This window comes from Curtobacterium sp. TXMA1 (assembly GCF_020162095.1).
Taxonomy (GTDB): Bacteria; Actinomycetota; Actinomycetes; order Actinomycetales; family Microbacteriaceae; genus Curtobacterium.
Genome location: NZ_CP083910.1, coordinates 36,040 through 61,442 on the forward strand (window position 1 = coordinate 36,040; position 25,403 = coordinate 61,442).

The 25,403-nt window shown below is 73.3% G+C and carries 26 protein-coding genes; 11 read left to right on the forward strand and 15 right to left on the reverse strand.

The window, feature by feature from the left end; all coding sequences use genetic code 11:
- Positions 1-17 precede the first annotated feature (17 nt).
- From LCG91_RS00190 to LCG91_RS00200, 3 genes are all read right to left on the reverse strand, one after another.
- The gene (locus LCG91_RS00190; protein ID WP_224442064.1) at positions 18-1,721 is read right to left on the reverse strand and encodes a beta-N-acetylhexosaminidase; all 1,704 of its coding nucleotides are present in this window, start codon (positions 1,719-1,721) and stop codon (positions 18-20) included.
- Positions 1,722-1,821: 100 nt separating this feature from the next.
- The gene (locus LCG91_RS00195) at positions 1,822-2,820 is read right to left on the reverse strand and encodes an alpha/beta hydrolase (RefSeq protein ID WP_224442065.1); all 999 of its coding nucleotides are present in this window, start codon (positions 2,818-2,820) and stop codon (positions 1,822-1,824) included.
- Complete coding sequence (locus LCG91_RS00200; protein WP_263480167.1) at positions 2,813-4,333, reverse strand: MFS transporter; 1,521 nt, start codon at positions 4,331-4,333, stop codon at positions 2,813-2,815. The genes LCG91_RS00195 and LCG91_RS00200 overlap by 8 nt, the downstream gene beginning before the upstream one ends.
- A 146-nt stretch (positions 4,334-4,479) precedes the next feature.
- Here LCG91_RS00200 and LCG91_RS00205 point away from each other — a divergent pair, with 146 nt between their 5' ends.
- Positions 4,480-5,298, forward strand: a complete 819-nt coding sequence (locus LCG91_RS00205) for an SDR family NAD(P)-dependent oxidoreductase (RefSeq protein WP_224442066.1) — start codon at positions 4,480-4,482, stop codon at positions 5,296-5,298.
- Between the two features lie 21 nt (positions 5,299-5,319).
- On the opposite strand, the gene LCG91_RS00210 is transcribed toward LCG91_RS00205, so the two are convergent.
- From LCG91_RS00210 to LCG91_RS00220, 3 genes are all read right to left on the reverse strand, one after another.
- On the reverse strand, positions 5,320-5,772 hold the full coding sequence (locus LCG91_RS00210) for a hypothetical protein (protein ID WP_224442067.1): 453 nt from the start codon (positions 5,770-5,772) through the stop codon (positions 5,320-5,322).
- 345 nt (positions 5,773-6,117) lie between these two features.
- Positions 6,118-7,254 carry a Gfo/Idh/MocA family protein gene (locus tag LCG91_RS00215; RefSeq protein ID WP_411955816.1) on the reverse strand — a complete coding sequence of 379 codons (1,137 nt, stop codon included), beginning with the start codon at positions 7,252-7,254 and terminating at the stop codon, positions 6,118-6,120.
- Positions 7,230-8,030: a sugar phosphate isomerase/epimerase family protein gene (locus LCG91_RS00220; protein ID WP_202596780.1), complete on the reverse strand. Its 801-nt coding sequence runs from the start codon at positions 8,028-8,030 to the stop codon at positions 7,230-7,232. The genes LCG91_RS00215 and LCG91_RS00220 overlap by 25 nt, the downstream gene beginning before the upstream one ends.
- Before the next feature lie 252 nt (positions 8,031-8,282).
- On the opposite strand from LCG91_RS00220, the gene LCG91_RS00225 reads away from it, so the two are divergent.
- Both LCG91_RS00225 and LCG91_RS00230 read left to right on the forward strand, forming a co-directional pair.
- Complete coding sequence (locus LCG91_RS00225; protein ID WP_058728300.1) at positions 8,283-9,578, forward strand: MFS transporter; 1,296 nt, start codon at positions 8,283-8,285, stop codon at positions 9,576-9,578.
- Positions 9,579-9,735: 157 nt separating this feature from the next.
- Positions 9,736-11,058 (forward strand): carboxylesterase family protein, encoded by a 1,323-nt coding sequence (locus LCG91_RS00230; protein ID WP_224442069.1) that lies wholly within the window; start codon positions 9,736-9,738, stop codon positions 11,056-11,058.
- A gap of 70 nt (positions 11,059-11,128) precedes the next feature.
- Here LCG91_RS00230 and LCG91_RS00235 read toward each other — a convergent pair whose 3' ends face one another.
- Together LCG91_RS00235 and LCG91_RS00240 are read right to left on the reverse strand one after the other, a co-directional pair.
- A complete protein-coding gene (locus tag LCG91_RS00235; protein ID WP_224442070.1) occupies positions 11,129-11,962 on the reverse strand; it encodes a hypothetical protein in 834 nt (277 codons plus the stop codon).
- Positions 11,963-12,428: 466 nt separating this feature from the next.
- Entirely contained in the window at positions 12,429-13,067 is a 639-nt protein-coding gene (locus tag LCG91_RS00240) for an AmiS/UreI family transporter (protein WP_224442071.1), read from the reverse strand.
- 161 nt (positions 13,068-13,228) lie between these two features.
- Here LCG91_RS00240 and LCG91_RS00245 point away from each other — a divergent pair, with 161 nt between their 5' ends.
- Positions 13,229-13,813, forward strand: coding sequence for a TetR/AcrR family transcriptional regulator (locus LCG91_RS00245; RefSeq protein ID WP_224442072.1), 585 nt, complete (start codon positions 13,229-13,231; stop codon positions 13,811-13,813).
- A gap of 50 nt (positions 13,814-13,863) precedes the next feature.
- On the opposite strand, the gene LCG91_RS00250 is transcribed toward LCG91_RS00245, so the two are convergent.
- The 3 genes from LCG91_RS00250 to LCG91_RS00260 all read right to left on the reverse strand — a co-directional run bounded on the left by LCG91_RS00250 (position 13,864) and on the right by LCG91_RS00260 (position 17,511).
- Positions 13,864-15,354 carry an insulinase family protein gene (locus LCG91_RS00250; RefSeq protein ID WP_224442073.1) on the reverse strand — a complete coding sequence of 497 codons (1,491 nt, stop codon included), beginning with the start codon at positions 15,352-15,354 and terminating at the stop codon, positions 13,864-13,866.
- A gap of 101 nt (positions 15,355-15,455) precedes the next feature.
- On the reverse strand, positions 15,456-16,196 hold the full coding sequence (locus LCG91_RS00255) for a DUF4184 family protein (protein WP_058728295.1): 741 nt from the start codon (positions 16,194-16,196) through the stop codon (positions 15,456-15,458).
- A gap of 13 nt (positions 16,197-16,209) precedes the next feature.
- Positions 16,210-17,511, reverse strand: coding sequence for an alpha/beta hydrolase (locus tag LCG91_RS00260; protein WP_224442074.1), 1,302 nt, complete (start codon positions 17,509-17,511; stop codon positions 16,210-16,212).
- A 315-nt stretch (positions 17,512-17,826) separates the two neighbouring features.
- On the opposite strand from LCG91_RS00260, the gene LCG91_RS00265 reads away from it, so the two are divergent.
- Together LCG91_RS00265 and LCG91_RS00270 are read left to right on the forward strand one after the other, a co-directional pair.
- The gene (locus LCG91_RS00265) at positions 17,827-18,261 is read left to right on the forward strand and encodes an NUDIX hydrolase (protein ID WP_224442075.1); all 435 of its coding nucleotides are present in this window, start codon (positions 17,827-17,829) and stop codon (positions 18,259-18,261) included.
- Positions 18,243-18,608, forward strand: coding sequence for a hypothetical protein (locus LCG91_RS00270; protein WP_224442076.1), 366 nt, complete (start codon positions 18,243-18,245; stop codon positions 18,606-18,608). Before LCG91_RS00265 ends, LCG91_RS00270 begins: the two co-directional genes overlap by 19 nt.
- Here the strand turns inward: LCG91_RS00270 and LCG91_RS00275 are convergent.
- On the reverse strand, positions 18,589-18,957 hold the full coding sequence (locus LCG91_RS00275) for a VOC family protein (RefSeq protein ID WP_224442077.1): 369 nt from the start codon (positions 18,955-18,957) through the stop codon (positions 18,589-18,591). The two genes, LCG91_RS00270 and LCG91_RS00275, sit on opposite strands and share 20 nt — an antisense overlap.
- A gap of 37 nt (positions 18,958-18,994) precedes the next feature.
- Here LCG91_RS00275 and LCG91_RS00280 point away from each other — a divergent pair, with 37 nt between their 5' ends.
- Together LCG91_RS00280 and LCG91_RS00285 are read left to right on the forward strand one after the other, a co-directional pair.
- On the forward strand, positions 18,995-19,654 hold the full coding sequence (locus tag LCG91_RS00280) for a nucleoside/nucleotide kinase family protein (RefSeq protein WP_224442078.1): 660 nt from the start codon (positions 18,995-18,997) through the stop codon (positions 19,652-19,654).
- Positions 19,655-19,726: 72 nt separating this feature from the next.
- Positions 19,727-20,560 carry an NmrA family NAD(P)-binding protein gene (locus tag LCG91_RS00285; protein ID WP_058728291.1) on the forward strand — a complete coding sequence of 278 codons (834 nt, stop codon included), beginning with the start codon at positions 19,727-19,729 and terminating at the stop codon, positions 20,558-20,560.
- A gap of 258 nt (positions 20,561-20,818) precedes the next feature.
- Here the strand turns inward: LCG91_RS00285 and LCG91_RS00290 are convergent, their stop codons facing one another.
- Together LCG91_RS00290 and LCG91_RS00295 are read right to left on the reverse strand one after the other, a co-directional pair.
- Entirely contained in the window at positions 20,819-21,784 is a 966-nt protein-coding gene (locus tag LCG91_RS00290; RefSeq protein ID WP_224442079.1) for a helix-turn-helix transcriptional regulator, read from the reverse strand.
- A gap of 14 nt (positions 21,785-21,798) precedes the next feature.
- Positions 21,799-22,752 (reverse strand): AraC family transcriptional regulator, encoded by a 954-nt coding sequence (locus LCG91_RS00295; protein ID WP_224442080.1) that lies wholly within the window; start codon positions 22,750-22,752, stop codon positions 21,799-21,801.
- Positions 22,753-23,030: 278 nt separating this feature from the next.
- Here LCG91_RS00295 and LCG91_RS00300 point away from each other — a divergent pair, with 278 nt between their 5' ends.
- The 3 genes from LCG91_RS00300 to LCG91_RS00310 all read left to right on the forward strand — a co-directional run bounded on the left by LCG91_RS00300 (position 23,031) and on the right by LCG91_RS00310 (position 24,077).
- Positions 23,031-23,246, forward strand: coding sequence for a hypothetical protein (locus LCG91_RS00300; protein WP_137766105.1), 216 nt, complete (start codon positions 23,031-23,033; stop codon positions 23,244-23,246).
- A complete protein-coding gene (locus LCG91_RS00305; protein ID WP_161968382.1) occupies positions 23,243-23,416 on the forward strand; it encodes a hypothetical protein in 174 nt (57 codons plus the stop codon). Before LCG91_RS00300 ends, LCG91_RS00305 begins: the two co-directional genes overlap by 4 nt.
- A gap of 64 nt (positions 23,417-23,480) precedes the next feature.
- Entirely contained in the window at positions 23,481-24,077 is a 597-nt protein-coding gene (locus LCG91_RS00310; RefSeq protein WP_058728288.1) for a TetR/AcrR family transcriptional regulator, read from the forward strand.
- 75 nt (positions 24,078-24,152) lie between these two features.
- On the opposite strand, the gene LCG91_RS00315 is transcribed toward LCG91_RS00310, so the two are convergent.
- A complete protein-coding gene (locus tag LCG91_RS00315; protein ID WP_224442081.1) occupies positions 24,153-25,400 on the reverse strand; it encodes a CynX/NimT family MFS transporter in 1,248 nt (415 codons plus the stop codon).
- Positions 25,401-25,403: the final 3 nt, after the last annotated feature.

Consider the following 25,403-nt stretch of genomic DNA (forward strand, 5'->3'; position numbering starts at 1 on the left):
CCGCCGTCCGGCCGCGGCTACGGCGTCGGACCGCCGTCCGCGATGTTCGCGGTGACCGCGTCGATGTACGCCGCGCGCTCCGCGCGCGTCTGGGGGCGACCTGGCACACCGGGCCGCTCCTCCCACGGTCGCGGACCCGACCCGTGCCGGTACTCGACACCGAGGGCGTCGAGCCGGGCGAGGTGGTGCTGCAGCCGCTGGCGGAAGTCGCCCACGTCGCGGGGTCCGGCGACGTCGGCCGACCACAGGGCCTCGGCCAGCGCGACCACGCGGGGGAACAGCTGGTAGTCGAGCCGTCGGACGGAGTCGACGTGCTCGGTCCACATGTTCGCCTGCCCGCCGATGACGTGCGCGCGCTCCGCCTCCGTGAGCTCCGCGGGCACCGGGTCGAACGCGTACACGTCGTCCACGGTGAGCACGATCGACACCGGGATCGGCTCGTTCGGCAGGTCGCTCTGCCGGTAGTCGAGGTAGACCTGGTCGTCGGGCGTCGAGATGACGTCGTGTCCGCGCCGGGCCGCGGTGACCGCGCCCTGCAGTCCGCGCCACGAGACGACGGTCGCCGACGGGGAGAGCGTGCCGCCCTCGAGGATCTCGTCCCACCCGAACGCCCGCCGGCCGTGCGACTCGACGTGGGCCGCCAACTGTCCGACGATCCAGGCCTGCAGCTGCTCCTCGTCCTCGAGTCCGAGCTCGCGGATGCGCTCCTGCGTGCGGGGGTCGTCCTCCCACTGGTCCTTCGGGCACTCGTCGCCGCCGATCCCGATGTACTCCGAGGGGAAGAGCGCGATCACCTCGTCGAGGACGTCGCGGAAGAACTGCACCGTGCGCTCCTCGGCGTTCAGCACGTCGTGCGCGATGCCCCACTCGGTCCAGACGTCGAGCTGCAGGTCCGGGTGCACGCCGAGCTCCGGGTACGCGGCCAGGGCGGCACGGACGTGCCCGGGCGTCTCGATCTCCGGTACGACGGTGACGAACCGGTCGGCCGCGTAGGCCACGATCTCGCGGACGTCGTCCTGCGTGTAGGAGCCGCCGTGCGGGCGACCGTCCCTCCCCGCCACCCGCAGCGTGCCGTCGTCGTCCGGGACGTGCGCGCCGACCTGCGACTCGGTGCGCCACGACCCGACCTCGGTGAGCCGCGGGTACTCCGTGATCTCGATGCGCCAGCCCTGGTCCTCGGTCAGGTGGAAGTGCAGGCGGTTGATCCGGTGCACCGCGAGCTGGTCGACGAGGCGCAGGACCTCGGCCTTCGTGCGGAAGTGCCGCGCGACGTCGAGCATGACGCCGCGCCAGGCGAAGGCCGGGGCGTCCTCGACGACCGTGACCGGGAGGGTCCACCCGTCGGTGCGCACCCGGCCGAGCCGGTACACGTCGGCGGGCAGGAGTTGGAGGAGTGCCTGGACGCCGTAGAACACGCCGGCCGGGCCACCACCGGTGACGACGACGCCGTCGGTGGTGACCTCGAGGCGGAAGGCCTCGGACCGGTCACCGCCCGGGCCCGCCGGCAGGTCGTCCGGGTCGGCAGCGATCCGCAGGGCGATCACCGGGACGTCGGTCGCGCCGGCGGCGCCGAACAGGGGCAGTCGGGTCGATGCGCGGAGCACCTGCTGGAGGTACTGCGCGACCGGCTCGGCCGCGGGGTCGGCGGTGACGCGGGTCCGCTCGTCGAGGGTGAACGAGCCGGTGCCGTCGGCGCGGGAGCGGGGGCGGGGGATGAGCATGCGGAGCGGTCCTTCCGGGGGAGGGCGGGGACGTGCCGGTGCCGCCGCCGTCGTGGCGGTGCGCCCCATCCTCGTCGCTGCCCGCCCCCGGTGCCCGCCGTCAGGCGGCTGGTGTCCGGACCGGGCCGGGCTCGCCGAGCAGCCGGGTCGTCCAGTCGGCGAGGGCCGCGACCGCCGACCGGGAGACCGCCGCTCCCGGCACCATGCTCGTGAAGCCGTGGAACGCTCCGGGCCAGACGTGCAGTTCGGCGTCGACCCCGGCCGCCCACAGGGCGCTCGCGAAGGCCACCGTCTCGTCGCGGAACACCTCGGCGCTGCCGCAGTCGACGTAGGTCCGGGGGAGCCCGGAGAGGTCCTCGGCACGTGCGGGTGCCGCGTACGGGGAGACGTCGTCGGTGCCACGGCGCTCGCCGAGGTAGGCGCCCCAACTGAAGTGCATCGCCTGCCGGTCGGCGACCCCCACGCCGTCGATCTGCCGCGTCGACACGGTCGCGTCGCGGTCGTCGAGCATCGGGGAGACCAGGACCTGCGCGAGGACCTCGGGGCCGCTGCGATCGCGGGCCAGCAGGACCGTCCCCGCGGCCAGGCCCCCGCCCGCGCTCTGTCCCGCGACGACGATCCGTGCCGGGTCGATGCCGAGCTCGTCGGCGTGTTCCGCGACCCAGACGAGGCCGGCGTAGCAGTCCTCGACCGGGGTCGGGTCGGGGTGCTCAGGAGCGAGGCGGTAGTCCACACTGACCAGCACGACGTCGTGGTCGAGCAGCCAGTCGTCGTACGAGTCGAGGTTGCCGAGGTGGTGCCCCATGACCATGCCACCGCCGTGGATCGTGTAGACGCACGTGGTCGGACCGGTCCGGCCGGTGCGTCGGATCACCGCGAGGTCGATCGGGTCGCCGCCGTGGCCGGGGACGGTGGTGCTCCGTCGCTCCAGGCCGCGGGAGCGCAGCCGGTCGTCGAGCTCCTGCTCGCTGACGTCGAGCGCGCGCATCCGGGGCAGGGCCGCGGCGTCGATGGTGAACGGTCCACGGGCCTCGAGCGCGGTGAGGAAGACGGCGAGCTCGGGGTCGAAGGGCGGGCGGGGCGTGGTGGTCTCAAGCACGGGAGGACTCCTGGTGGTGGTCGACGGACGAGGAAGGAGCAGCGGACGACGTCGGGAGCGCCGGTGTCGGGGTCGGCTGGGTCGCGGTCGGCTCCGGTGTGCTGGCGCCGCGACGCGCGCGCAGCACCCCGACGGCGACGAGCAGCGCGGCGACCGCGGTGATCACGGCCCCGGCGACCTGCAGTGCACCGACGACGGCAGCAGTGTGGGCCGCCGTGGTCTGCGCGATGGTGACGCTGCCCGGGACGAACGCCGCGAGCACCGTCCCGGTCGCCGCGATCCCGACCGCGGTGGCGAGCTCGCTCGCGGTGTCGACGAGCGCCGCACCGATCGACGTGCGGTCGGCGGGCAGCCCGGACAGGACGCTCGCGCCGGCGACCGCTCCGACGACGCGCATCCCGACTGCGACGAGCGCGAGCGCGACCGCGACCGCCGGGTAGCCGGTGCGACCGGCCAGCGTGAACACGGCGAGCCCGACGACGACGGCCGTCGCGCTCGTCCACGCGGCGCGCTCGAGCCCGACCCGTCGGACGAACGGCCCGACGAACCGGCCGCTCACGAGGAGCACGACGACCTGGGGCAGGGTCCCGATCGCGGCGAGGACCGGCGGCCAGCCCCACGCGGCCTGCAGCTGCAGGGTCACCGCGTAGGACAGCCCGGCGGTGGCGAGGCCCGCCGCGGCCTTGTACGCCAGGCCGCTCGCGACGAGGGGCCGTGCCACCAGGGCGAGGTCGAGCAGCGGGTACCGGGCGGAGCGCTCACGGACGACGAAGCCCGCGACGGCCGCGACGGTGGCGACCGCTGCGGCCCAGGCCGACCAGCCCCCCGTGGACACGACGAGCGTCGGGGTCACCAGGACACCGATCACCGCGGCCGTCCCGAGCACCGCGCCGGCGAGGTCGAGCGGGTGCCGGTGCAGGTCCTCCGGCCGGTCAGCACCGACGCCGGACCGGATGCCGACGAGTGCGACGAGGGCGATCGGCACGTTCGCGACCAGGAGCACCTGCCACGGCGCCACGGCGAGGACGAAGCCCCCGATCGTCGGACCCACCGCGAGCCCGACGAGTCCCGCGGTCGAGACCACCGTGAGGGCCCGGACGCGCAGGTCCTCGCCAGAGAAGAGCCGGAAGGTCAGCGCCATCGAGCCCGGGGTGGTCATCGCGGCGGCGAGTCCCATGAGGGCCCGGACGACGACGAGCTGCTCCACGCTGGTCACGAGGACGGTCGCGGCGCTCGCCACCGCGAGCACCGTCAGCCCGACGAGCATGGTGCGACGGCGGCCGAACCGGTCGGTGACCGCTCCGAACAGGAGCATCAGGCCGCCGAACGCGACCGAGTACGCACTCGAGACCCACTGCAGCGAGGCGGTGGAGGCCGCGAGGTCCCGGCCGATCGTCGGCAGGGCGACGGTGAGGACCGAGTTGTCGAGCATCTCGAACAGGAACACGGCGGACAGCCCGGACAGGGCGATCCACGCGTCACGGAGACGGGCGGGTGGGGTGTGTGCAGACACGGGTGCACTCCTTCGATGAAGAAGTGGCGACTCCCGTGAGACGCGTGCACGCTCCCGGCCGACGAGCGGCGCGGGTCTTTTCCCTCTGGACGGCACTGTACCGCGATCACGGTCGATCACGCCACTGCCGGGTGTACGCAGGGTCCATGAGCCGTCCCCGCAGTCCCTTCCGAGGCCTCCGCGCCCTCGTCACCGGTGCCAGTGGCGGGATCGGCGAGGAGCTCGCGCTCGGGCTGGCCGCCGCCGGGGCCGACGTCGTCCTCGTCGCCCGCTCGGCCGACCGCCTCGACGCCCTGGCCGCCCGGATCCGCCGCGACCACGGCGTCGCTGCCGAAGTGTTCGCCGCCGACCTGGCCACCCCGGACGGCGTCGACCGGGTCGTCACCGCGCTCTCCGGGTCCCGGGTCGACGTCCTCGTCGCCAACGCCGGCGTCGGCGACCACGGCCCCTTCGTCGATGCCACCCCGGAGCGGATCCGCACCCAGATCGACCTGAACTGCACCGCCGTCGTCCGACTCGTGCACGCGTTCCTGCCGGGCATGCTCGAGCGCCGCCTCGGCGGTGTGATGACGGTATCGTCGGTCGCCGCGTTCCAACCGACGCCGGGGATGGCCGTCTACGGCGCGACGAAGGCGTTCCTGCTGTCGTTCACCGAGGCGATCTGGCAGGAGAACCGGGGGAGCGGCGTGCGGTTCCTCGCGCTCTGTCCCGGGGCGACCGAGACCGGGTTCTTCGACGAGGCCGCTCGGCACCCGGGTGCAGCGGGCATCCTGGAGCGCGGTCGGCAGACCCCGCAGCAGGTCGCCGCCGTCGGGCTCCGCGCGTTCGCCCGGTCCGGCGGGCCGACCGTGGTCTCCGGGTTCGGCAACGTGGTCACGGCCAACGCGCACCGCTTCGTCCCCCGCGGGCTCATGGCACGGCTGACGGAGGTGGCCACCGGCGGCGGTGGTGGCCGACGGCAGTGACCGACCAGGGGCACGGACCGATCAGCCGTAGCCCTGGTCGGACAGACGCCACCCGTCCTCGGTGTGGTGGAAGCAGAACTGCCACCCCCGCAGGGTCCCGGGCTCGGCACCCGTCATGTTCGTCTCGGTGACGTCGACCGGGATGCACTCCTCGGCGACCCCGCCGCGCTCGTCGGCCGGGATCCGCTCGACGGCGCCGACGTTCCGGTGGGCCAGCAGGTCCGGGTGCTCGTCGAACCACGACGTCGGCTGCCGCTGGCCGCACCACGACTGACCGGGTGACCCTGGCGCGTTCGAGGCCGTGAGGGCTTCGGTCACCGCGCAGTCGTGGGCCTCGGCGGCGTGGAGGTAGACGCGCAGGACCTGCTCCGACGTGGCGCTCGCCGGAGGGAGCCGGCGCGCGACCTCGGCAGCGTGCTCGAGGTGCACGCCGACAGCGGCACCGGTCCCGACGACCAGCACGGCGGCGGTCACCAGGACCGTCGGCAGGACCCGTCGTCGTGGCGCTCGGTCGTGTGCGGTGTCCGTGGGTGCCTCCTTCGACAGCGGTCGGATCCCCTCCTGGTCCGACCCTGACACGGCACGGCGCCCATCGGCATCGGCCCGCGGGACGAAGCCGGATGGCCGGTCGGTTGCGTCCTGCTCCGCCCGAGTGGGCAGGACACGCCGTCCGTTCTTCGCCCGCAGGGCGAAGGACGTCGGCGCGCAGCTCGGAATGCGACAGATCTGGCCCGTTCGGCGACCCGGACGCACCTCGGGACGGACGGGAGGCGCGGTGCCAGCCGGCACCGCGCCTCCCGTCCGTCGTGTGGTGGCGACCTACGCGTCGACGCTCGCGGACAGCACCGCGGCGGCCGGGTCGAAGTCCTCCGGCAGCGGCTCCGGCTTCGTGATGCGCGAGGCGATCTCGACCGCCTGGCCGGACTCCGCCGCGTCCCGGATGCCGAGCATGACGTCGAGCGCGTGCGACGCGACGGCGCCGGAGGCACGCTCCGGGCGGCCCGCGGCGATCGCGCGTGCCATCTCGACGACGCCCGTGCCGCGACCCCACGTCGAGCCCTTGTGCTCGAGGGTCGTCGGCTCGTCCTTGCCGAGCGTCCACAGCGTGCTGTCCCCGTCGAAGACGTTCGGGTCCGGCAGCACGATCGTGCCCTCGGAGCCGTTGATCTCGACGAAGCCGTTGCGGGGCAGGGCGTGCTGGAACGACAGCGTCGTCTGCGCGGACTGGCCGTCGGCGAAGGAGATCAGCGCGGCGTGGTGCGTCGGCACCTCCACCGCGAACTCCGTACCGGCGCGGGGGCCCGAGCCGATCACGCGGGTCTCGCGCGACTTCGACGACACGGCCTGCACGCGCGAGGCCGAGCCGAACGCGTGGAGCAGGGTCGTGACGTAGTACGGGCCGATGTCGAACAGCGGACCGGCGCCCTCGGCGTAGAGGAACTCGGGGTCCGGGTGCCACTGGTCCGGGCCGGGTACGTGGAACATCGTCGTCGCGGTGAGCGGCGTGCCGATGTCACCGCGGGCGATGGCGCGGATCGCGGTCTGGATGCCGGCGCCGAGCACGGTGTCGGGAGCGGTCGCGTACCGCACGCCGGCGGCCTCGGCCGCAGCGAGGAGCGCCTGGGCGTCCTCGGCGGTGGTGGCGACCGGCTTCTCACTCCAGGTGTGCTTGCCGGCGGCGATGATCTGCTGGCCGACCTTCGCGTGCTCGGCCGGGATCGTGATGTTCACGACGATCGAGATGTCGTCGCGGGCCAGGAGCTCCTCGACGGTGCCCGACGACGGCACGCCGTACTTCTCGGCCTGCGCGGCAGCGCGCTCGAGGATGAGGTCGGCGACCATCAGGACCTCGACGTCGGCGAACTGCGTCAGGTTGGTGAGGTACTGGTCCGAGATGTTGCCGGCGCCGATGACGCCGACTCCGACGCGGCTCACTTGTCGTTGTCCTTGAGCCATGCGAGCGACTCGGTGATGCCCTGGAAGACGTCACCCGAGTACGCGTCGAACTCGACGACGCGGATGGCCTGCGGTGCGGCGGTGAGGATGCCCCGCACGTCGACGTCGCCCTGACCGGCCGGGGTCTGGTTCTCGAAGGCGCGCTGGAGGGCCTCGGGCACGACGAGGGCGCTCTCGGAGGAGGGCAGCGCGGTGAGGATGTCACCGTCGACCTTGCCGTCCTTGACGTGGATCGCGACGACGCGGTCGCCGAGCGCCTTCAGGACGGCCGGCGCGTCGGCGCCGCCGACGGTGGCCCAGAAGGTGTCGACCTCGAGCACGGTCTCCGGCGAGAGCTGCTCGACGAACAGGTCGTAGACGGTGCGACCGTCGACCTTGTTCGTGAACTCCCACTGGTGGTTGTGGTAGCCGAACTGCAGGCCGCGGGCGCTGGCCTCGGCGGTGAGCTCGTTGACGCGCTCGGCGATCTTCGCGACGTCGTCGGCGGTCTGCCAGCGGTCGGTCGGGATGAACGGGTCGATGACGGTCTGGATGCCGAGGCGCTCGGCGGCGTCCCAGATCGGGGCGGTGTCCTCGGCGTCGATCACGGCGACGTGACCGGACGGAGCCTGCAGGCCCGTGGCGGCGAACGCCTTCTCGAGGTCGGCGGCGCGCTCGACGAACGCGTACGGCTCGACGTTCTCGTAGCCGATCTCGCGCACCCGGGCGATGGCCTTGTCGAGGTCTTCGGCGATGGCGTCGCGCAGCGAGTACAGCTGCACAGAGGTGGTGGGCATGGCAGAGGGCTCCTTCGGTCCTGTCAGGTTGTCGGGGCCCGTCGAGGATCGATGCTCCCCGGCGAGATCGAGACCGACGCTACCCCAAAAACCACCCGCTGTGTAGTTTTTGTCGTTGCGAAGGTCGCGCAGCGCCACGACACGCACGGTGGGTCGATCTGGACGACACGTGTCGCTCCCGGCTCCGGCGATGTATGCTCGCCGACGGAAAACCGTGCAACGCAAGGTTTCCGATCGACTCAAGGAGGCGTCATGAGCACACCCGAACCCGGCAGCCCCGCACTGCTGAACCCGGAAGAGGGCATCACCCAGCCCGTCAGCACCGTCAAGGTGGGGATCGGCTACCAGGTCGCCCTGTTCCTCGGCCAGTTCGGCCTGTTCGTGGCGCTCATGGCACCGGTCTACGTCAGCATGCAGCTCAAGGCGCAGGCCCTGGTGGGAGACGACGCCGCGAACGTCATCGGCTCCGTGCTCCCGATCGGTGCGTTCGGCGCGCTCATCATGAACCCGCTCGCCGGTGCGCTGTCCGACCGGACCCGCACCCGCTGGGGCCGTCGCCGACCGTGGCTGCTCGGCGGTGTCGTCGTCTTCGCGATCGCGCTCGCCTGGATCGCCTACGCGCCCGACGTCCTGAACCTGACGCTCGGATGGCTGCTCGCCCAGCTCGCGGCGAACGCCACGCTCGCCACCCTGCTCGCGAGCTTCGCCGACAACGTCCCGCAGCTCCAGCGCGGCCGGTCGTCGAGCATCATCGCCCTCGCGCAGAACATCGCCGTGCTCGCCGGCACGTACCTGTCGGTGTTCTTCGTCGCGAACCTGCCCGTCCTGTTCATCGCTCCGGGCATCCTGGCGATCGTCCTGATCGCGGTGTACGCCGTCGTCGCCCGTGACGACCTGCCGACCTACCGGCTCAAGCGGTTCACCTGGCTGAACCTCATCTCGTCGTTCTGGACGAACCCGATCAAGAACCCCGACTTCGCGTTCGCGTGGTGGTCGCGCTTCCTCATCATCCTGGCGACGTTCATGTTCACGACGTACCGCCTGCTGTACATGCAGGAGCACCTGGGGATCGCCGACGCGAAGGCCGCCACCGAGGCGGTCGCGTTCGGCGTGCTGCTCTACACGGTCGCGCTCCTGGTCAGCGCAGCGCTCTCGGGCTGGGCGTCGGACAAGATCGGGCGCCGCAAGGTCTTCGTCGGTGGGTCGACCGCGCTGTTCGCGGTCGGTCTGGTGATCCTCGCCCACGCCGACACCGTGACCGGCTTCTACGTCGCCGAGGTCGTCATGGGCTTCGCCTACGGCATCTACTCGGCGATCGACACCGCCCTGGTCGTGGACGTGCTGCCGAACGCGGACCGTCCGGGCAAGGACCTCGGGGTGATCAACATCGCCAACGCGCTGCCGCAGTCGCTCGCCCCGGCGATCTCGCTCTTCTTCCTGAAGATCGGCAGCGACCACGCCGACAACTACGAGCTCATGTGCTGGGCCGCCGGCATCGTCGCCCTGGTGGGTGCGCTGGTGGTCATCCCGATCAAGCGGGTCCGGTAGCCACCGCAACGACGGACGGGCGCGCCCCGCTCAGCGGCAACGCGAAGCGTTGTGCGGGGCGCGCCGACCGAGCTTGCGAGGGAGGACGGTGCCAGCTGGCACCGCGCCTCCCGTCCGTCGGTCGGTCCGTTCCAGGTCACGTCGCTAGCGTGGGACGGTGCGATCCACCGACACCCGTTCCTTCGACACCCCGGCCGGTACGATCGAGGCGGTCGTCGACGGCGATGTGACCCGCGCACTCGCGATCCCCTACGCACAGGCCGAGCGCTTCGCACCGCCGACGCCGCAGCCACCGTCCACTGCACCGTTCCGCGCGGACACGCCGGCACCCGTCCCGCCGCAGCCGAGCGCGACCTTCGTCGACCAGCTCCTGCCGTCGATGGACCACCTGCGGGTCGACGAGCACTGCCAGCGCCTCAGCATCACGGTGCCGTCCGACGTCCGACCCGACGAGCACCTGCCGGTGATGGTCTGGGTGCACGGCGGGTCCTACGTGCTCGGCGGCGGGGACCTGCCGATCCACGACGCGCACGACCTGGTGACCGAGCAGCGCGTGGTCGTCGTCACCGTGACCTACCGACTCGGGGTGCTCGGGTTCCTCGGCGACGGCGAGACGGTGCCGGCGAACCTCGGGCTGCTCGACCTGATCGAGGCGTTCCGGTGGGTGCAGCGGAACATCGCGGCGTTCGGCGGCGACCCCGGGTCGGTGACGGCGTTCGGCCAGTCCGCCGGGGCCGACGCGATCGCGCACCTCATGATCAGCGAGGGCGCGCGCGGCCTGTTCCGACGCGCGATCGTGCAGAGCGCACCGCTCGGGCTCTCACGAGGTCGGGCGCGGATGAACCGGGCGATGGTCCGGGCCGTCGGCGCCGTCGCGGCGGACACCCCGCTCGACGAGGTCCTCGAGCGGCAGGCCCGCGCGACGACGGCCGGCGGTCGGTACGGCCTGGCCGGAGGGATGCCGTTCGGGACGCAGTACGGCTTCGCGCCGCTGCCCGCCGAACGCGACACCGACCGGGCCTGGCGGTCCGTCGCGCCCGACGTGGACGTGCTCATCGGGTCCGGGTCCGACGAGGCGGGCATGTACGTGCCGCTCGTCCCCGGGCTCCGGACGGTGGCGCGCTGGCGGCCGCTCCGGTCGCTGCTGCGGTGGCTGCTCGTCCGGCCGCTGTCCGAGGTGATCTACGGGCGTGACGCCCGGCGTTTCGCTGCGCGGCACCGGGAGGCCGGCGGTCGGGCGACGGTGCACCGGCTGCTGCGGCACCCGTCGGTGGCGCCGGTCGGGGCGGTGCACATGAGCGACCTGCCGCTGCTGCTCGGCGGACGGTCGGCGTGGGTCGGAAGCCGGTTCGTACCGGAACGGGACTGGCCGGTGGTCGAGCGGCGCGGGCGCGCGCTGCGGGCGATCTGGGCGGAGTTCGCTCGGACCGGACGGGTGACCGCGGTCGACGACGAGGCACTGGTGTTCGACCGGGCGTGAGGGGTTCCCGGTGGTGCACGCAGGAGCCGGGACCGTCCTCCCGGCTCCTGCACTTCCGTCACGGCCTCGCTCAGCCGCGGCGTGTCGCCCCGATCGCCCAGACCCGTGGCGGTTCGACACCGTTCACGGCGTGGTCGCCGATGATCCGCGCCTTGAACACCCACGGGTTGTGGCTGCCCGCGGTGCGGGCGTTCCGCCAGTGCCGGTCGAGGTTCTTCGTCGTGCTCACGCCCGATGCTGCCAGGGCGTCGAACAGGTGCGAGGTCGCCGTGGTCGCGAGCGACGTGAGCGCGACCTGCGCCTGCGCGGTCGCGAGCTCGGCGCGGTCGTTGCGCCGCTCGTCCTCGGCCTCGTCGAGGGCCGCACCCTCGTACGCGGCCTGCAGGGCCTCGGCCGCCCGGTCGACGATCGCGCTCGCCGCGAAGCCCGCCGCGGACACCTCGCCGACGACCTGCAGGATCTGCGGGTCCCGGGCGAAGGTGTCGGCGTTGCCGTGCGAGAACACCCGGTTGCGGTTCCGGACCTGCAGCGCGATCTCCCGCTCGGCGGCCAGGACCGACCCGGCGAGGACGGTGAGGAGCACCGCTTGGTAGAAGGCGGTCTGGTACTTGAAGCGGTCGTCGAAGAGCACGACCGCGTCGGCCTGCACGACGGCGTCGGTGAACGTGCTCGTCCCCGAGCCGGTGGTGCGCTGGCCGAAGCCGTCCCAGTCGTCGGAGTGGGCGACCCCCGGCTGGTGCGCGTCGACGATCGCGATGACCCGCTCGCCGGTGTCGGTGCGCTCCGCGTACGTGTCGATCCAGTCCGCGAAGATGCTGCCGGTCGAGTAGTACTTCTGTCCGGTGATGCGGAAGGTGCCGTCGTCCTGCGGGGTGACCTTCGTGATGACGTCGCCGATCTGCACGGTGCCGACCTCGGTCCAGGAGTTGCCCGCGATCTCGCCGCGGCCGAACCGCTCGAGCCAGGCGTCACGTTCGCCGGAACGGCCGACGAGACGGTCCTCGACCAGGGCGAAGTGCCCGCGCAGTGCCTGCGGGATGTTGCTGTCGGCGGCCGCGAGCTCGGTGAGCAGGCGGAAGAGCTGCGGGAGCGTCGCGCCGGCACCCCCGGACGCGACGGGGACGCGGACCGCGCCGAAGCCCGCCGCGGCGAGTCCCGGATCTCGTCGGAGGGCAGGCGGTGGTCCTGCTCCCGCTCGGAGGCGCCGGCGGCGATGCGGTCGAAGATCGGCCGGAAGCGTGCGGCCAGGGTCTCGTAGTCGACGGGGGCGTCGGCCGGTCGGGTGTCGGGCTGGGTGGTGGTCGTGTCGGTCATGGGGTCGTGCCTTCCGGTGTGCGGTCGGGTGTTCCGTGTGCTGGTGCTGGTGCTGTTCAGGCGGCGGCCGTCGGGGCGACGACCGGGGACTGGGCGGCGGCCGGCAGTGCCCGTCGCCCGCCGCGTCGGGAGAGCAGGGCCGCGCCGACGAAGACGAGGACCGCGACGAGGGCGGCACCGGCGGTCCACGCGGGCCCGGCCGGCCACCGTCCCGCGAGACCGAGGAGGGCCGGCACGGTGGTGGTGGTCTGGCTGGCGAGGACGAGCGCCCAGGCGGTGTACCGGCCGATGTCGCGCCCCAGGGCGAGCAGGAGGAAGAAGAGCGTCCAGAGTCCGGCCCAGGTCGCCCACAGCACGGCGAGGACCGGGTCGGCGGTGACGTTCGTGACCGCGAACACGACGGCGATCGCGGCGACCAGGCCGCAGAACCAACCGAGACCGGTCGAGCCGAGTCCGGCGAGTGCGTCGAGCCCCACGTACAGGTAGGTGAGGCCGAACAGGAACGTCCCTGCGATCGACAGGAGGACGGACAGGGATCCCTCGGCCGTGACCGCGACGGCCGTGCACAGCACGAGCTGCACACCGCCGATCAGGACGTTGAACACACCGCTGTCGCGGCCGGGGACCCGACCGAGCAGGGTGAGCCCGTTGATGAGCAGTGCCGCTCCGGAGAGCACCAAGCAGATGTACGCCATGCCGATGACCGTGGCAGCGGTGAGAGCGCTGCGGAAGGGTTGTGTCGGACTGTGTCCGACGGTGACGATCCGTGACGTCGAGCGCTCGCCGCCCCTCCCGACGTCGCTCGCCCCCGGACGGGAGGTCGCGCGCGATCCGCACGGTCGGCAGGATCGACCACATGCCCGACGCCGACCTCCGCGCCCGCATCGTCGCCGGTGCCGCCGATGCCTTCCGTGACGGTGACTTCCACGCGGTCGGACCGGACGACGTCGCCCGGGCTGCCGACGTCCCGGTGGCCGACGTGCACCGCGTGTTCCCGTCGTGGGAGCTGCTCGTCGTGGCCGTCGTCGACCGGTGGGCGAAGGCCGGCCGCGAGGCGCTCCGCGGGGTGGCCGAGCAGGAGGGCGCCGTCGCGTACCTCCGAGCACGGCTCGACCGCGGTCAGCATCACCCCGCGATCGTCCGGGTCCGCATCGCGCTGCTCAGCGCCACCTCGACCCCGGGTCACCCGGCGTCGGGGTGGTTCCGGCAGCAGTACACGACGCTGTTCGAGGACGTGACGCTCGCGCTCGTGCGTGACGTCGTCGCCGGTCGGGAGCCCCGCGGCGCTGCACCGCGGCACGCCGCCGAGCAGCTCGTCGCGCTCTTCGAGGGGCTCCAGCTGCAGGCGATGCTCCGCGACGACGCCGACCTGCTCCCCGGGTGGGATCGGGCGGTCGCCCGCATGCGGGCCGGGTGGGCGGCGGCGGCCGTCACCGCCTGACGCGAGCGACCGCCGTCATCGACCGGCCCCGATCGAGCGCCGACCGGTCGTCAGTACGAGAAGTCCCGGAGCAGGTGCGGCGGTGTCGCGCGCACGACGGCGGCCACGGTGCGACGACCGCGCCACCACTCGTCCGCACGGAGTTGCATGGTGTTCCCCGTGCCGTCGACGACCGTCACGCCGAGGTCGCCGCGCCGGCCCACGACCGCGGCCTCGGCGAGGTCGATCATCCGTGACGGCCGTCCCCGCACCCGCAGCGTGATGCGGGTGTCGACGATCTCGAGGTGCGCGTCGGCGAAGGCCGGGAGGAGGGCGGTGCGGTGGACGCTCCGCCCCGCTCCCGGGCGCGGGGGGAACCAGACCCGCTCGGGTGCCGGCTCTCCCGCCGAGCCCTTGACGTGCGCCAGGCCGTGTCGTGCGGCCAGGGCGGCGAAGTCGTCGTCGGCGTCCTGGTCGACGCACAGCACCAGGGTTCCGAGCGCATCCCGGAGGGCGCCGCGGAGGTCGTCGAGCTCGTGCTGCGTGACCGGACCGTCCGCCGGCGGAGGAGCGGGCAGGCCCCGGAGGTGTGTGAGCGCCGCGGCCGTGACCGTGACGTCCGCGCGGAACACCTCGTCGGCCGCGTTGACCGCACGGGCTGCGTCGACGCGGGCGATCGTCGTCGCGTCCGGCCCGCTCGACGCCAGACGTCGCAGGGTCTCGACGACGATCGTCGCCGCCGCCTCGGTGTCGGCTTCGTCGGCGTCTGCGGTGACGACGACCACCGTGCGCTCGGGGTCGAGGGCGACCGAGTGGGAGTCGACCGCGTAGGCGAGTCCCGCGTCCCTCCGGAGCGCGTCGAACACCTCGTGCTCGAGGACGGCCTCGAGCAGGGGTGCGACGTGGTCCGGAACGACGACCGACGCTGCGAGGCCACCGAGCGGGGACTCGACGAGGGCGGCGCTCCGCATCGGCCCCGTCCACGACGGCATCGGTGCTGCAGGCGGTCCGGGCGGGAGTGCGAGGTCGACGGTCGCGGACGGGAGCGTCCCACCGGCGAGGGTCACGATCGCGTTGCCGGCGACGAGGTGCTGCTCGACCCACTCCCGCACCTCCGCGGGCGTGACACCTGCGACGGGGGCGGCACCGGCACCGGAGCGACCGGGCCCGGCGGGACCGAAGCGCGCGGTGTGCACTGACGGGACCATCTCGTCGTAGCGCAGCCGGTCCTCGCGAGCGAGGATCCGACGCTCGCGCTCGACGGTTTCCTCCGAGGTGTCGAGCACGGCCTGGACGGCGTCCGCGAAGCGACGGATGTGCCCCAGGGCGTCCTCCGTGGTGGCCGCCACGATCTCGAACGCGGTGACCCAGTCCTGGGTGACGGCGTTGTGCGGAGCGGCGATCGGCAGCGCGGCACGGACGACCAGGTGCTCCACGAGGTGCGCGACGCCGGCGACCGTCACGGGTTCGTCACACGTGCCGACGCCGAGGACGAGGCGCGCCACCACCGGTCCCGCGGCCGGCGCGTGGACGATCGGGACGGCATGGGTCTGCTCGGGCACACGCCATGCTGGCACGGGGGCGGTGCTGCTCCGGCTCCCCAGTCCGGGGGAGCGGGATCGGGCGGTCGCGCGCATGCGGGCCGGGTGGGCAGCGGCCGCCGTCACCGCCTGACGCGAGCGACCAGCAGCACGCCGGCGCCGACGACCAGCGCCGCCGCGACGAGCGCCGGCACCCGGAACGCCAGCGCGGTGACGGTACCCCCGACCCCGGCGCCCCCGAGCAGTGCCCGCACACCCACGGCCAGCGCCAGCACGACGACCACGCCGACGGCGACGACCGGCACGACGCGCTCGACGGGGCGCAGCGGCTCGACCTCCCCGGCGTCGGTCCGTCGCCACCAGACGGCTCCGGCGACGAGCAGGGCCAGCAGTCCGAGCACGCTCGACAGGTCCTGCAGCAGGAAGGGCAGCGGGTACCCACCGACGGTGGTGTCGCGGAGCGCCGGCCAGGCCAGGACCACGAAGCCGTGCTCGTGCGTGAAGCCGTCCCACACCACGTGCGTCACGCTGCCGAGCACGCACCCGACGACGACGGGCAGCGCGTCCCGAGCAGCGAACGAGGGTCGACGACCCCAGTCGAGCGGGAGCCGTCGTCGCAGTCGGGGGACGACCGGCGACCAGGCCGGACGCACCAGGAACCACCACGTGGCGAGCACGACGAGGGAGACCGCGAGGTCGATGGTCGGGATGCCCCACCACGAGTGCGCGTCCTGGTAGGGCGGCAGGAACGGTGCGAACAGCACGGCGTCGGGCGCCATCGCCCCGACCGCGACGGCGGCCACCGGCAGGGGTGTCCGGCGCGCGGCCAGGGCGACGACCGCGTGGCTGACGGTGAACGGCACGATCAGGTCCTCGTCATCGGGTCAGGTGGGTGCGCTGCATGAACCACTCGACGCCCTCGGCCAGGGCGACGCCCGCGGTGTGCCAGTCGTGTCCGCCGTCCTCGACGATCCGCTCGGTCACCCGGACGCCCGCAGCGCGGGCGGCGGCCACGACCACCGGGACGACCGGACCGTACCGGCTGTCGTCGGCGCCTGCCGCGACGAAGGCGGTGGAGTCGCGGTAGGGCGCTCCCTCGGCGAGCACCCGGAGCGGCTGGGCCGCTTCGTACGCCGCCCGGTCACCGTTGAAACCCCTCGAGATGGTGTCATCGCGGTCCTGCAGGATCGGCCCGATCTGCCCGGAGACGTCGATCCACGATCCGAAGCGGTCCGGCCGGCCGGCCCCGAGCTGCAGGGCGCAGGTGCCTCCCTGCGAGAACCCGGCGATCGCCCAGTCCTCCGCGCGGGTGGCGGCGTGCAGGTGCGTCCGCACCCACGTCGGCACGTCGCTCGTCAGGTAGGTGGCGCTGTTCCCGAGCGGGCCGTCGACGCACATCGGGTTGTTCGAGGCCCGGGCGAGCTGGTCCGGCATCACGACGATCGGCGCGAGCCCGTGGTCCCGGCGGGCGATCGCGTCGAGCCGGGCGGCCATCCGACCGGCCTCGATGATGTTCGCCGGCGCCGCACCGGGGCCCTGCCCGGAGAGCATCACGACCACGGGGAGCGCAGGGGCGTGCTCGACGAGGGCGGCCGGGGGCAGCCAGACGATCGCGGGTCGGGCGTGGAAGTGCGAGACGTCGCCGGGGATCCGCACCGACCCGTACCGGCCGTGGGACGGCATGTCGTGCGGCGGTCGCCAGCTCGCGGCGTCGATCGGGCCCGAACCCGCGTCCGGGTCGTCCGGCAGGCGGAGGGGCGGGACGTGGGACTGCCCCAGGGCGTCGGCGATCGTGGGGAAGAGCCCGGCGTCCCGGTTCACCGCGAGTCCGCCGGACACCAGCGCGAGTGGCACCAGCAGCGCGGCGACCACCCGGGTCAGCCGTCGGCCCCGGCGCCCCCGTCCGCCGCGCACGAGTCCGACGACCGCGACTCCGAGCAGGGCGCAGACCACCCCGGTCCAGACCCGGTCGACCCAGGTCGGCGGCACTCCGAGCACATCGAGGACGTCGCCGAGGTACCAGGACAGGAACGCTCCGACCAGCGCACCCGCGGCGATCGCGAGGGCTGCCCAACGCCAGGACCGACGGACGGCGGTGAGCACGAGGACGGCGGCGAGCAGCGTCAGGGCGTAGAGCGGCAGCAGCACGTGGGCGGACAGGAGCGGCAGGGTGGTCACGGGCGGGTCCGGCGGTCGGGACGCTCTCGGGCATCCGACGGGTGACGGGTCAGGAGCGGCGTTGTCCAGCGACCGTAGCGAGCCGAGGTGTCCGCATCGGCACCGGCAGGGGCTTCCCCGGTGCTCTCCCGGCTGATCCTGAGCGATCCTGCACGCGCGGTGGTCTCCCGACGGGCGGAGCCTGTCCGACCGGCCAGCCCCGGATGGCCCGTCGGACGTGCGGAGGACCGCACCGACTCGCACCGACCCCGCACCCGACGGTCGACGGCGGCGCGTCTGGGTGTGCCCTCCAGCCCGTCCTGGCAAGGTCAGCGGATGGAGTACACGGACTACGACACCCGGCTCGCCGCCTACGGCGTGATCACCGAGGGCGACCGCGTGCTCCTGGCCCGACTGCGGATCCCCGAGGCCGGCACGTGGACGCTGCCGGGCGGTGGCGTCGAGTTCGACGAGACCGTCGAGCAGGCCGTCGTCCGCGAGGTCCGCGAGGAGACCGGGTACGAGGCGTCGTGCGGTCCGCTCCTCGGCATCCGGCACCACATCGTGCCGAAGGAACGCCGGATGCACGACACCGGACGACCGATGAAGGCCGTGCAGGTCGTGTTCCGGGTGACGCTCACCGGCGGCGAGCTCCGCAACGAGACCGGCGGTTCGACCGACGAGGCCGCGTGGGTACCGATCGCCGAGCTGCCCCACCGCCGGCACGGGCTGCTCGTGCCGATCGCCCTCGAGTGGGCACGACGACCGTGAACGGCGAGGCCACCGACCTGTCCGCCCGGCTCTGGGACGAGCGGGCACTGCTCGGCGACCTGGTCACGGTCGCTGTCGACCCCGACCACACCCGACACCTGCTCGACCGGTTACGCGAGCTGCACCTCGAGCAGGACGTCCTCGTGCACGCCCTCGCCGAGCGGTGGGGCACCGATCCCGACGCCGCGACGCTCCGGACCCTCGAGCGCGTCGCGCCCCCGCCGTGGGACCTGATCCTGCCCGAGCACCGGGCGGCCCTGACCGCCCTGGTCGCCGAGGTCGACACGCTGCTGCCTCCCGGGCCCCTGCGCGACGCGTGGGACCGGATCAGTCCTCGAGCACGCTGAGCACGTTCCCCGACGGGTCGGTGGACCACGCGATGAGCGGTCCGCCGTGCCGGTTCACCCCGCGCTCGTCGGTCACGCCGTCGTACTGCAGCATCGTCACGCCCTTCGCGGACAGCTCGTCCACGGCGGCGTCGACGTCCGGCACCGGGAAGTCCAGGACCGTGGACGACGCCGGCTCGTGGGCGGTCCCCTCCGGGTGGACGAGCACCCCTGGCCCGGAGCCGAGGTGCAGCACGAGCATGCCGTGGTCCTCGCTCACCGGCAGACCGAGCACGCCCTCGTCGAACGCCCGAGCCTCGGGGACGTCCCGCACCGAGAACCCGCTGAACGCCGTCGCCGCATCGACCATGCGGTCAGTGGACCACCCCTCCTGTCAGGATGGGACGGTGACCACGACCGAGCTGTCCGTCGACGACGCCGTCGAGCGGGCCGTGGCGCTCGCCGCCCGTCCCGGTCGTACGGTGCTCGGCATCGCGGGCGCGCCCGGAGCGGGCAAGTCGACCCTGGCCCGACGCATCGTCGCGGCGGTCGACGCGGCGCACGGGACCGGTACCGCGGTGCAGGTCCCGATGGACGGCTTCCACCTGGCGAACGCCGCCCTCGACGCCCTCGGGCGGCACGACCGCAAGGGTGCGATCGACACCTTCGACGCAGCGGGCTACGTCGCCCTGGTCCGTCGCCTCGCCAGCGTGGACGACGAGGCTGCCTCCGGCGACGGGGTGGTCTGGGCGCCGGACTTCGACCGCCGCGTCGACGAACCGATCGCGGGCAGCATCGCCGTCCCCAGGACCACCCGGCTCGTCGTCTCCGAGGGCAACTACCTGCTCGACACCGCCGCGCCCTGGTCCGCCCTGGTCGACCTGTTCACCGAGACCTGGGCGTGCGTCGTGGACGACCGGGTCCGCGTCGACCGTCTGGTGGGTCGACACATGCGGCACGGACGCGACCACGAGGCGGCCCGCACCTGGGCGCTGGAGGTCGACGGCGTGAACGCGGCGAGGGTCGCTGCCACGGTGGGACGGGCCTCCAGGACGATCCGGACCTGACCAGCACACGCCCGGGCGACCGAGCCCCCGCACGGGCGACCAGCCCAGCAGCACCGAGCGACAGGAGCAACCATGACCATCGCCATCACCGGAGCCACCGGCAACGTCGGCGGTGCCGTGGCCCGCGCGCTCGCCGCGGCGGGCACGCCGTTCCGCATGGTGGTGCGCGACGCAGCGCGCGCCCCCGAGCTGCCCGCGACGGACGTGGCGGTCGCCACCTACGCCGACGTCGACGCCTCCCGCGCCGCGCTCGAGGGCGTGGACCTGCTGCTCATGGTCTCCGGCGCCGAGGCGCAGGACCGCCTCGACCAGCACCGCGCGTTCGTGGCCGCGGCAGCGGAGGCGGGCGTCGGGCACGTCGTCTACACGTCGTTCGTGGGGGCGGCACCGGACGCGACCTTCACGCTCGGCCGCGACCACTGGGCGACCGAGCGCGCCATCGAGGAGACCCCGATGGCGCACACGTTCCTCCGGGACTCGTTCTACCTGGACTTCGTCGAGGACCTGGTGGGCGAGGACGGCGTGATCCGCGGACCGGCGGGCGTCGGAGCGATGGCCGCGGTGGCGCGGGCGGACGTCGCGCGGGTCGCGACCGAGGTGCTGCTGCACCCGGCGGACCACGTCGACCGGACGTACGAGCTGACCGGGCCGGAGGCGATCACCCTCGCGCAGGCGGCCGCGACGGTCTCGGAGGTGCGCGGTCGCGCGGTCACGTACCAGCCGGAGACGGTGGCGGAGGCGTACGCCTCGCGTGCGCGGTGGAACCCGGAGCCGTGGCAGGCGGACGCGTGGGTGAGCACCTACACGGCGATCGCCGAGGGTGCGCTGGCGCACGTCTCGACGGACGTCGAGCGGGTCACCGGTCGTCGTCCCCTGTCGCTGCGCGAGGTGCTGCAGGCGGGCTGACCCGGCCGGGAGGCGCGCCCCGCGTCCGTCCCACCGGTCCGGATCGCGCTCCTCCTGTGAGCACCGCGGCGGACCCGCGTACCGTCGGTCGGGCCACCCCGCGGGACCCTGACCGCGGGAGCCCGGATCCCTGTTCCCGGGCTGGTCTCGTCTGACCCAGCGTCGACCCGACGGCGCCGTGGCGCGGGGGCGGCCGTCCCGGACCCGAGCCGACGGCGGACGCCCTCGCATCCCCGGGCGTGGTCCCGGACGGTGCCGCTAGCGGCGTGCCGCGCGCAGCGTCTCGGCGGGCAGCTCGCCGAACTCCTCCCGGTAGGCCCCGGAGAAGCGGCCCATGTGGGTGATGCCCACCGATCGCGCGACGTCGGCCACGGACCTCGGCTCGCCGGTCTCGAGCTGCTGACGCGCCATCAGGAGCCGGACGTTCCGCAGGTAGCTCATCGGGGTGGTGCCGTGGATCCGTTGGAACGCGCTCTGCAGTCCCCTGGTGCTCATCCGGGCGGCCGCCGCGACGTCGTCGACCGTGACGTGCTCGGCGACGTGCTCCAGCAGGTAGGTCTCGGCGTCGGCGAGCCCGGCGTGCGCGGTCCGCTCCGCGGGCTGCTCGACGGGCCAGTGCGGGATCGCCGTGAGCAGGCCCGCGGCGGCCATCCCGGCGAGCTCCTGCTCGCGGTCGAGGGGGACCTCACCCGTGGCACCGAGGATCTCGGCGGCCACGGCACGGACCATCAGCCACCACGCAGCCAGCGGCGCGCCCTCGGGCACGTGGTTCGGCTGGAACTCGAGCGGGCCGGGCTCCCACCCGCCGCGGGCAGCCGCCACCTGCTCGACGATCTCGCGGTCGATCCGCATGACGTCCTTCTGGAACCGGTCCCACTGCACCTGCTGGCGACCGGGCGTGTAGAGGACCGGCCGTCCGATCGGGAGCTGCTGACCGCCGACGACGGCGGTGCCGGACTTCAGCCACGTGACGACGATCGCGGACGACGCGTCCACCTCGCCCCGGACGGTGCCGGTGCAGTTGGTCGACTCGAGCGTGAGCAGCGAGGTGCCGGTCAGGGTCTCCTCGAACAGGAAGTCGCTGCTGCCCGTGACCTCGAGTCCTCGGACCGTGAAGGTGTGCTGGATCGCACTCCTCGCGGTCGCCGGTTCGCGGGTCCTCGTCACGAGGCGTGTCCGGGTGAGCGTCGCCGAGGGGGCCGTGGCGGTGTCGTTCTCGATCATGCGTGGTCGTTCGTTCAGGGGCGGCGGAGGGTCTCGCGGGGGTACTCCCCGTGCTGTTCGGCGTAGGCGGCGGCGAAGCGTCCGGCGTGGGCGAAGCCCCAGAGTCGGGCGACCTCGGCGATGTTCGTCGTCGCCGGGTCGCCCTGCAGCAGGGCGTCACGGATCCGGTCCAGACGGACGCGGCGGAGGTAGGCGTTCGGGCTCGTCCCGAAGACACGCTGGAACGCGTGCTGCAGTGCCCGCAGGCTGAGGTTCGCCACCTGGGCCAGGTCGCTCGTCGTGATCGGCAGGTGCGCGTGCTCGTGCACGTACTCGACGGCCAGGCGCACGTGCCCGTTCTTCGGCAGCAGCAGCTCGGGCGGCAGGGACGAGGACACCACCGGGTAGAGCTCGAGCAGTGCGAGCGCCCCGAGCCGCCCCATCTCGGCCTGCAGCAGCGGCGACGCCCGACCGTCCATGACGGTGTGCGAGATGAGCTGCACGCTGCTCCGCCACACCTGCAGCGCACGGTCGTCCGGTCGGACGGTGTGGTCGAGCCGCAGGCTCCCCGGCGCGATCCCGCGCTCCCCGGCCACGGTCTCCAGGGCGCTCCGGTTGACCTGCACGATCCGCTGGTCGTAGTCGTCGTACGAGAAGGCGGCGCCCTGCTGCGGCCAGAGCTGCGGCCGGCCCGTCTCCATGACGATCCGGTCCTTCCCGGAGCCGATCGTGGCCGTCCCGCGGTTGGTCCACTGCACGACGAAGTCCTCGGACGGCGTCATCACGCCCTCGAGGTGCCCGTCGAACCGGATCGTCCTGAGGGTCATCGCCTGGTCACCGACCGCGGTGTAGCGGAACGAGAAGGGCTGCCGGGTCTGGTCGGCGCTCCACTGCTGTCCCGCGTACGCCGAGGCCAGGAAGTCGCGGGCCTCGTCGAGGTCGGTGCTCTGCGTCGCTTCCTGGATGCGGGACGGCTGCTGGTCGTTCATGTGATCGACAGCAGTGTGCAGGAGGAGTGGGACGTGGACCAGAGATGTCCAGAACACGTCAGGACCTGACCTAGTCCGCGCATTCCGTGCTGCCCGTGCCGACCCGCGACGGGGGCACCCGGTACCGGTCCGACGGTCGTCCAGCGACAGGTCGCGGCCCCGGACGTCCGGAAATCGACGGAGGTGCGGTGACCGCTGGCGGCACCGACCGGCCTGCTCGTACCGTCGGACCACCGCCCGGCACCACCGACCGGTACCGAGCAGAGGAGGACGACACCTTGACCACGATCACCGCCGGCGACCTCCGCGTCGCCCCGAGCACCGCCCACGACGTCGTGGCGCTCCGCCGCCGCCGTCCCTCCCAGCGCAGCCCGTTCAGCGAGGTCGTCGAGGCCCGACGGCAGCACACGCTGCAGGTCGCTGCCGTCAGCACGGGCATCCTGTCGGTCACCGTCGCCGCCTCGGCTGCGATCGTCCTGTCGCTCTCCGCATGAACGCTGCACTCCTCGACCAGCTCCGCGGTGACCCGACCGAGTGGCACCGCCGTGGCATGAGCGCCCCCGGCGACATCGACCGCATAGTGGCCGACCGACTCGGTACGCGGTACACGACCAGCGTCCGGGTGACCGAACCCTCCTACGCCGACTTCTTCGTCGCTGCCTGACCCGGGCAGCGACACTGCAGAGCCGGTCACGACCCCGACCGGTAGCCTCGACACCGGGAAGCACATGACACTCCTCACCCTCACCCCCAGCACCCGGGAGACCACGGCGCAGCGCGCCGCGACCGGCGCCGCCGACGCGCTCTTCACCGAGCACGGTGTCATCCCGGTCACCCTGCAGCAGGTTGCGGACCGCGCGGACCTGAGCCTCGAGGAGCTGACGGCGGCGTACCCGACGAAGCACGCACTGGTCGTCGCGGTGCTGCAGCGGTGGCACGGCTCCTGGCGTCGCGCCCTGGACCGGATCACCGCGGTCTCCTCCGACCCCCGCGACGAGGTGCTCGGTGTCTTCGGGTACCTCGAGGAGTGCTTCGAGGACGAGGGCTGGCGCGGCTGCGCGTTCATCAACGGGCACGCCGAACTCGGGCGACAGGACCCCGACATCGCGGCCCTCGCGCGCGAGCACTTCCAGGACGTCGAGCGGCACCTCACCCTCGTCTGCGAACGCGGCGGGATGCCCGCGCACGTCGCACAGGGGCTCGCCCTGCTGGTCGAGGGGGCACGGGTCGAGTCGGCCGTCCACCGGTCGTCGCAGCCGGCTCGCGCCGCCCGCCTGACGGCGGCGATGCTCATGTCCGTCTACGAGGCGCGTCCGGCGTTCTGACCGACGGCGACGCGGCCGGGAGGCACGGCACGTCTCCGCCCCGCCGGTCCGCCCGGCGTCGGGTGCTGCGCTTCGTCAGCCCACGCGGCGCGCTGCGAGCGTCCCCGCGACACCGAGCGTCAGCACCGCGACGAGCACGACGAGGAGCGGTGCCGTCCAGGCACCGGTCGCGCCGTGCAGGGACCCGGCGACCAGGGGCCCGGCGGAGCCGATCAGGTACCCGCCGCCCTGCACGAACGCGGACATCCGGCGGGCGTCGTCGTCGCTCGTGACGATCCGCACGACGATGATGAAGACGACCGTGATGCCGCCGCCCTGCGCGGCTCCGCCGAGCACCGACCAGAGCAGCCAGAGCTGCGGCGCGAACAGCAGGCCGAGCGGCATCGCGAGCCAGAGGAACGCGACCAGGGCGATGATCGCGCGCGGTCGCCATCGGGTCGCGAGCACCGGTACACCGAGCGCACCGACGACCGCCAGGATCTGGAACACCGACGAGCTCGCGCCCGAGGACTCCGCCGAGAAGCCGATCTCGTCGTGCAGCAGCGTCGGGATCCAGGCGGTCAGGGCGTAGTACGAGAACGCCTGGCCCCCGAACGCCAGCGTCAGCCCCCAGGTGATGAGTCGACGCGCGGGTCGGACGGGCTCCGCCGTCGCCGGGACCGACCGGACCGACCCGGTCTCGGTGAGGAGCTCGACCGGCCCGGTCGCCACCACGGGCTCGGACCGCACCGGCCGGAGCCATGCCGCCCGGGCCCCGACGGCGTACGTCCACGCGAGTCCCGCGACGACCGCGAACACCGCCCACACGGCGATCGCGACGGGCCACCCCCACGCTGCGGCGATCGGTGCGGTGCCGAGCGAGGTGATCATCGACCCGACGTTGAGCGCCGACGTGTACACGCCGGTGACCAGGCCGACGCGCTCGGGAGAGGTGTCCCGCCGGATGACCACCGGGATCACCACGTTGCCGATCGTGATGCCGATCCCGATCACCGCGGTGCCGACGAGCAGCCCTGCGGTCGAGGGGATCGAGCGGACGACGGTGCCCGCGAGCACGATCACGAGCGCCAGGGACACCGCACGCTCCGGGTCGGCCTTCGCGATCACCCAGCTCGCGAACGGCGTCGCGAGCGAGAAGCAGAGCACCGGGATCGTCGTGAGGAGCCCGGCGATCGTCGCGGTCAGCCCGAGGTCGACGCGCAGGTCACCGATCACCGGCGCGGGCGCCACGATCGGCCCGCGCAGGTTGAGTGCGATGAGGACGATCGCCGCCGGCAGCAGCCAGGCCGCCCCGCGGAGTCCGCGTCGGGCGACGGCGGTCACCGG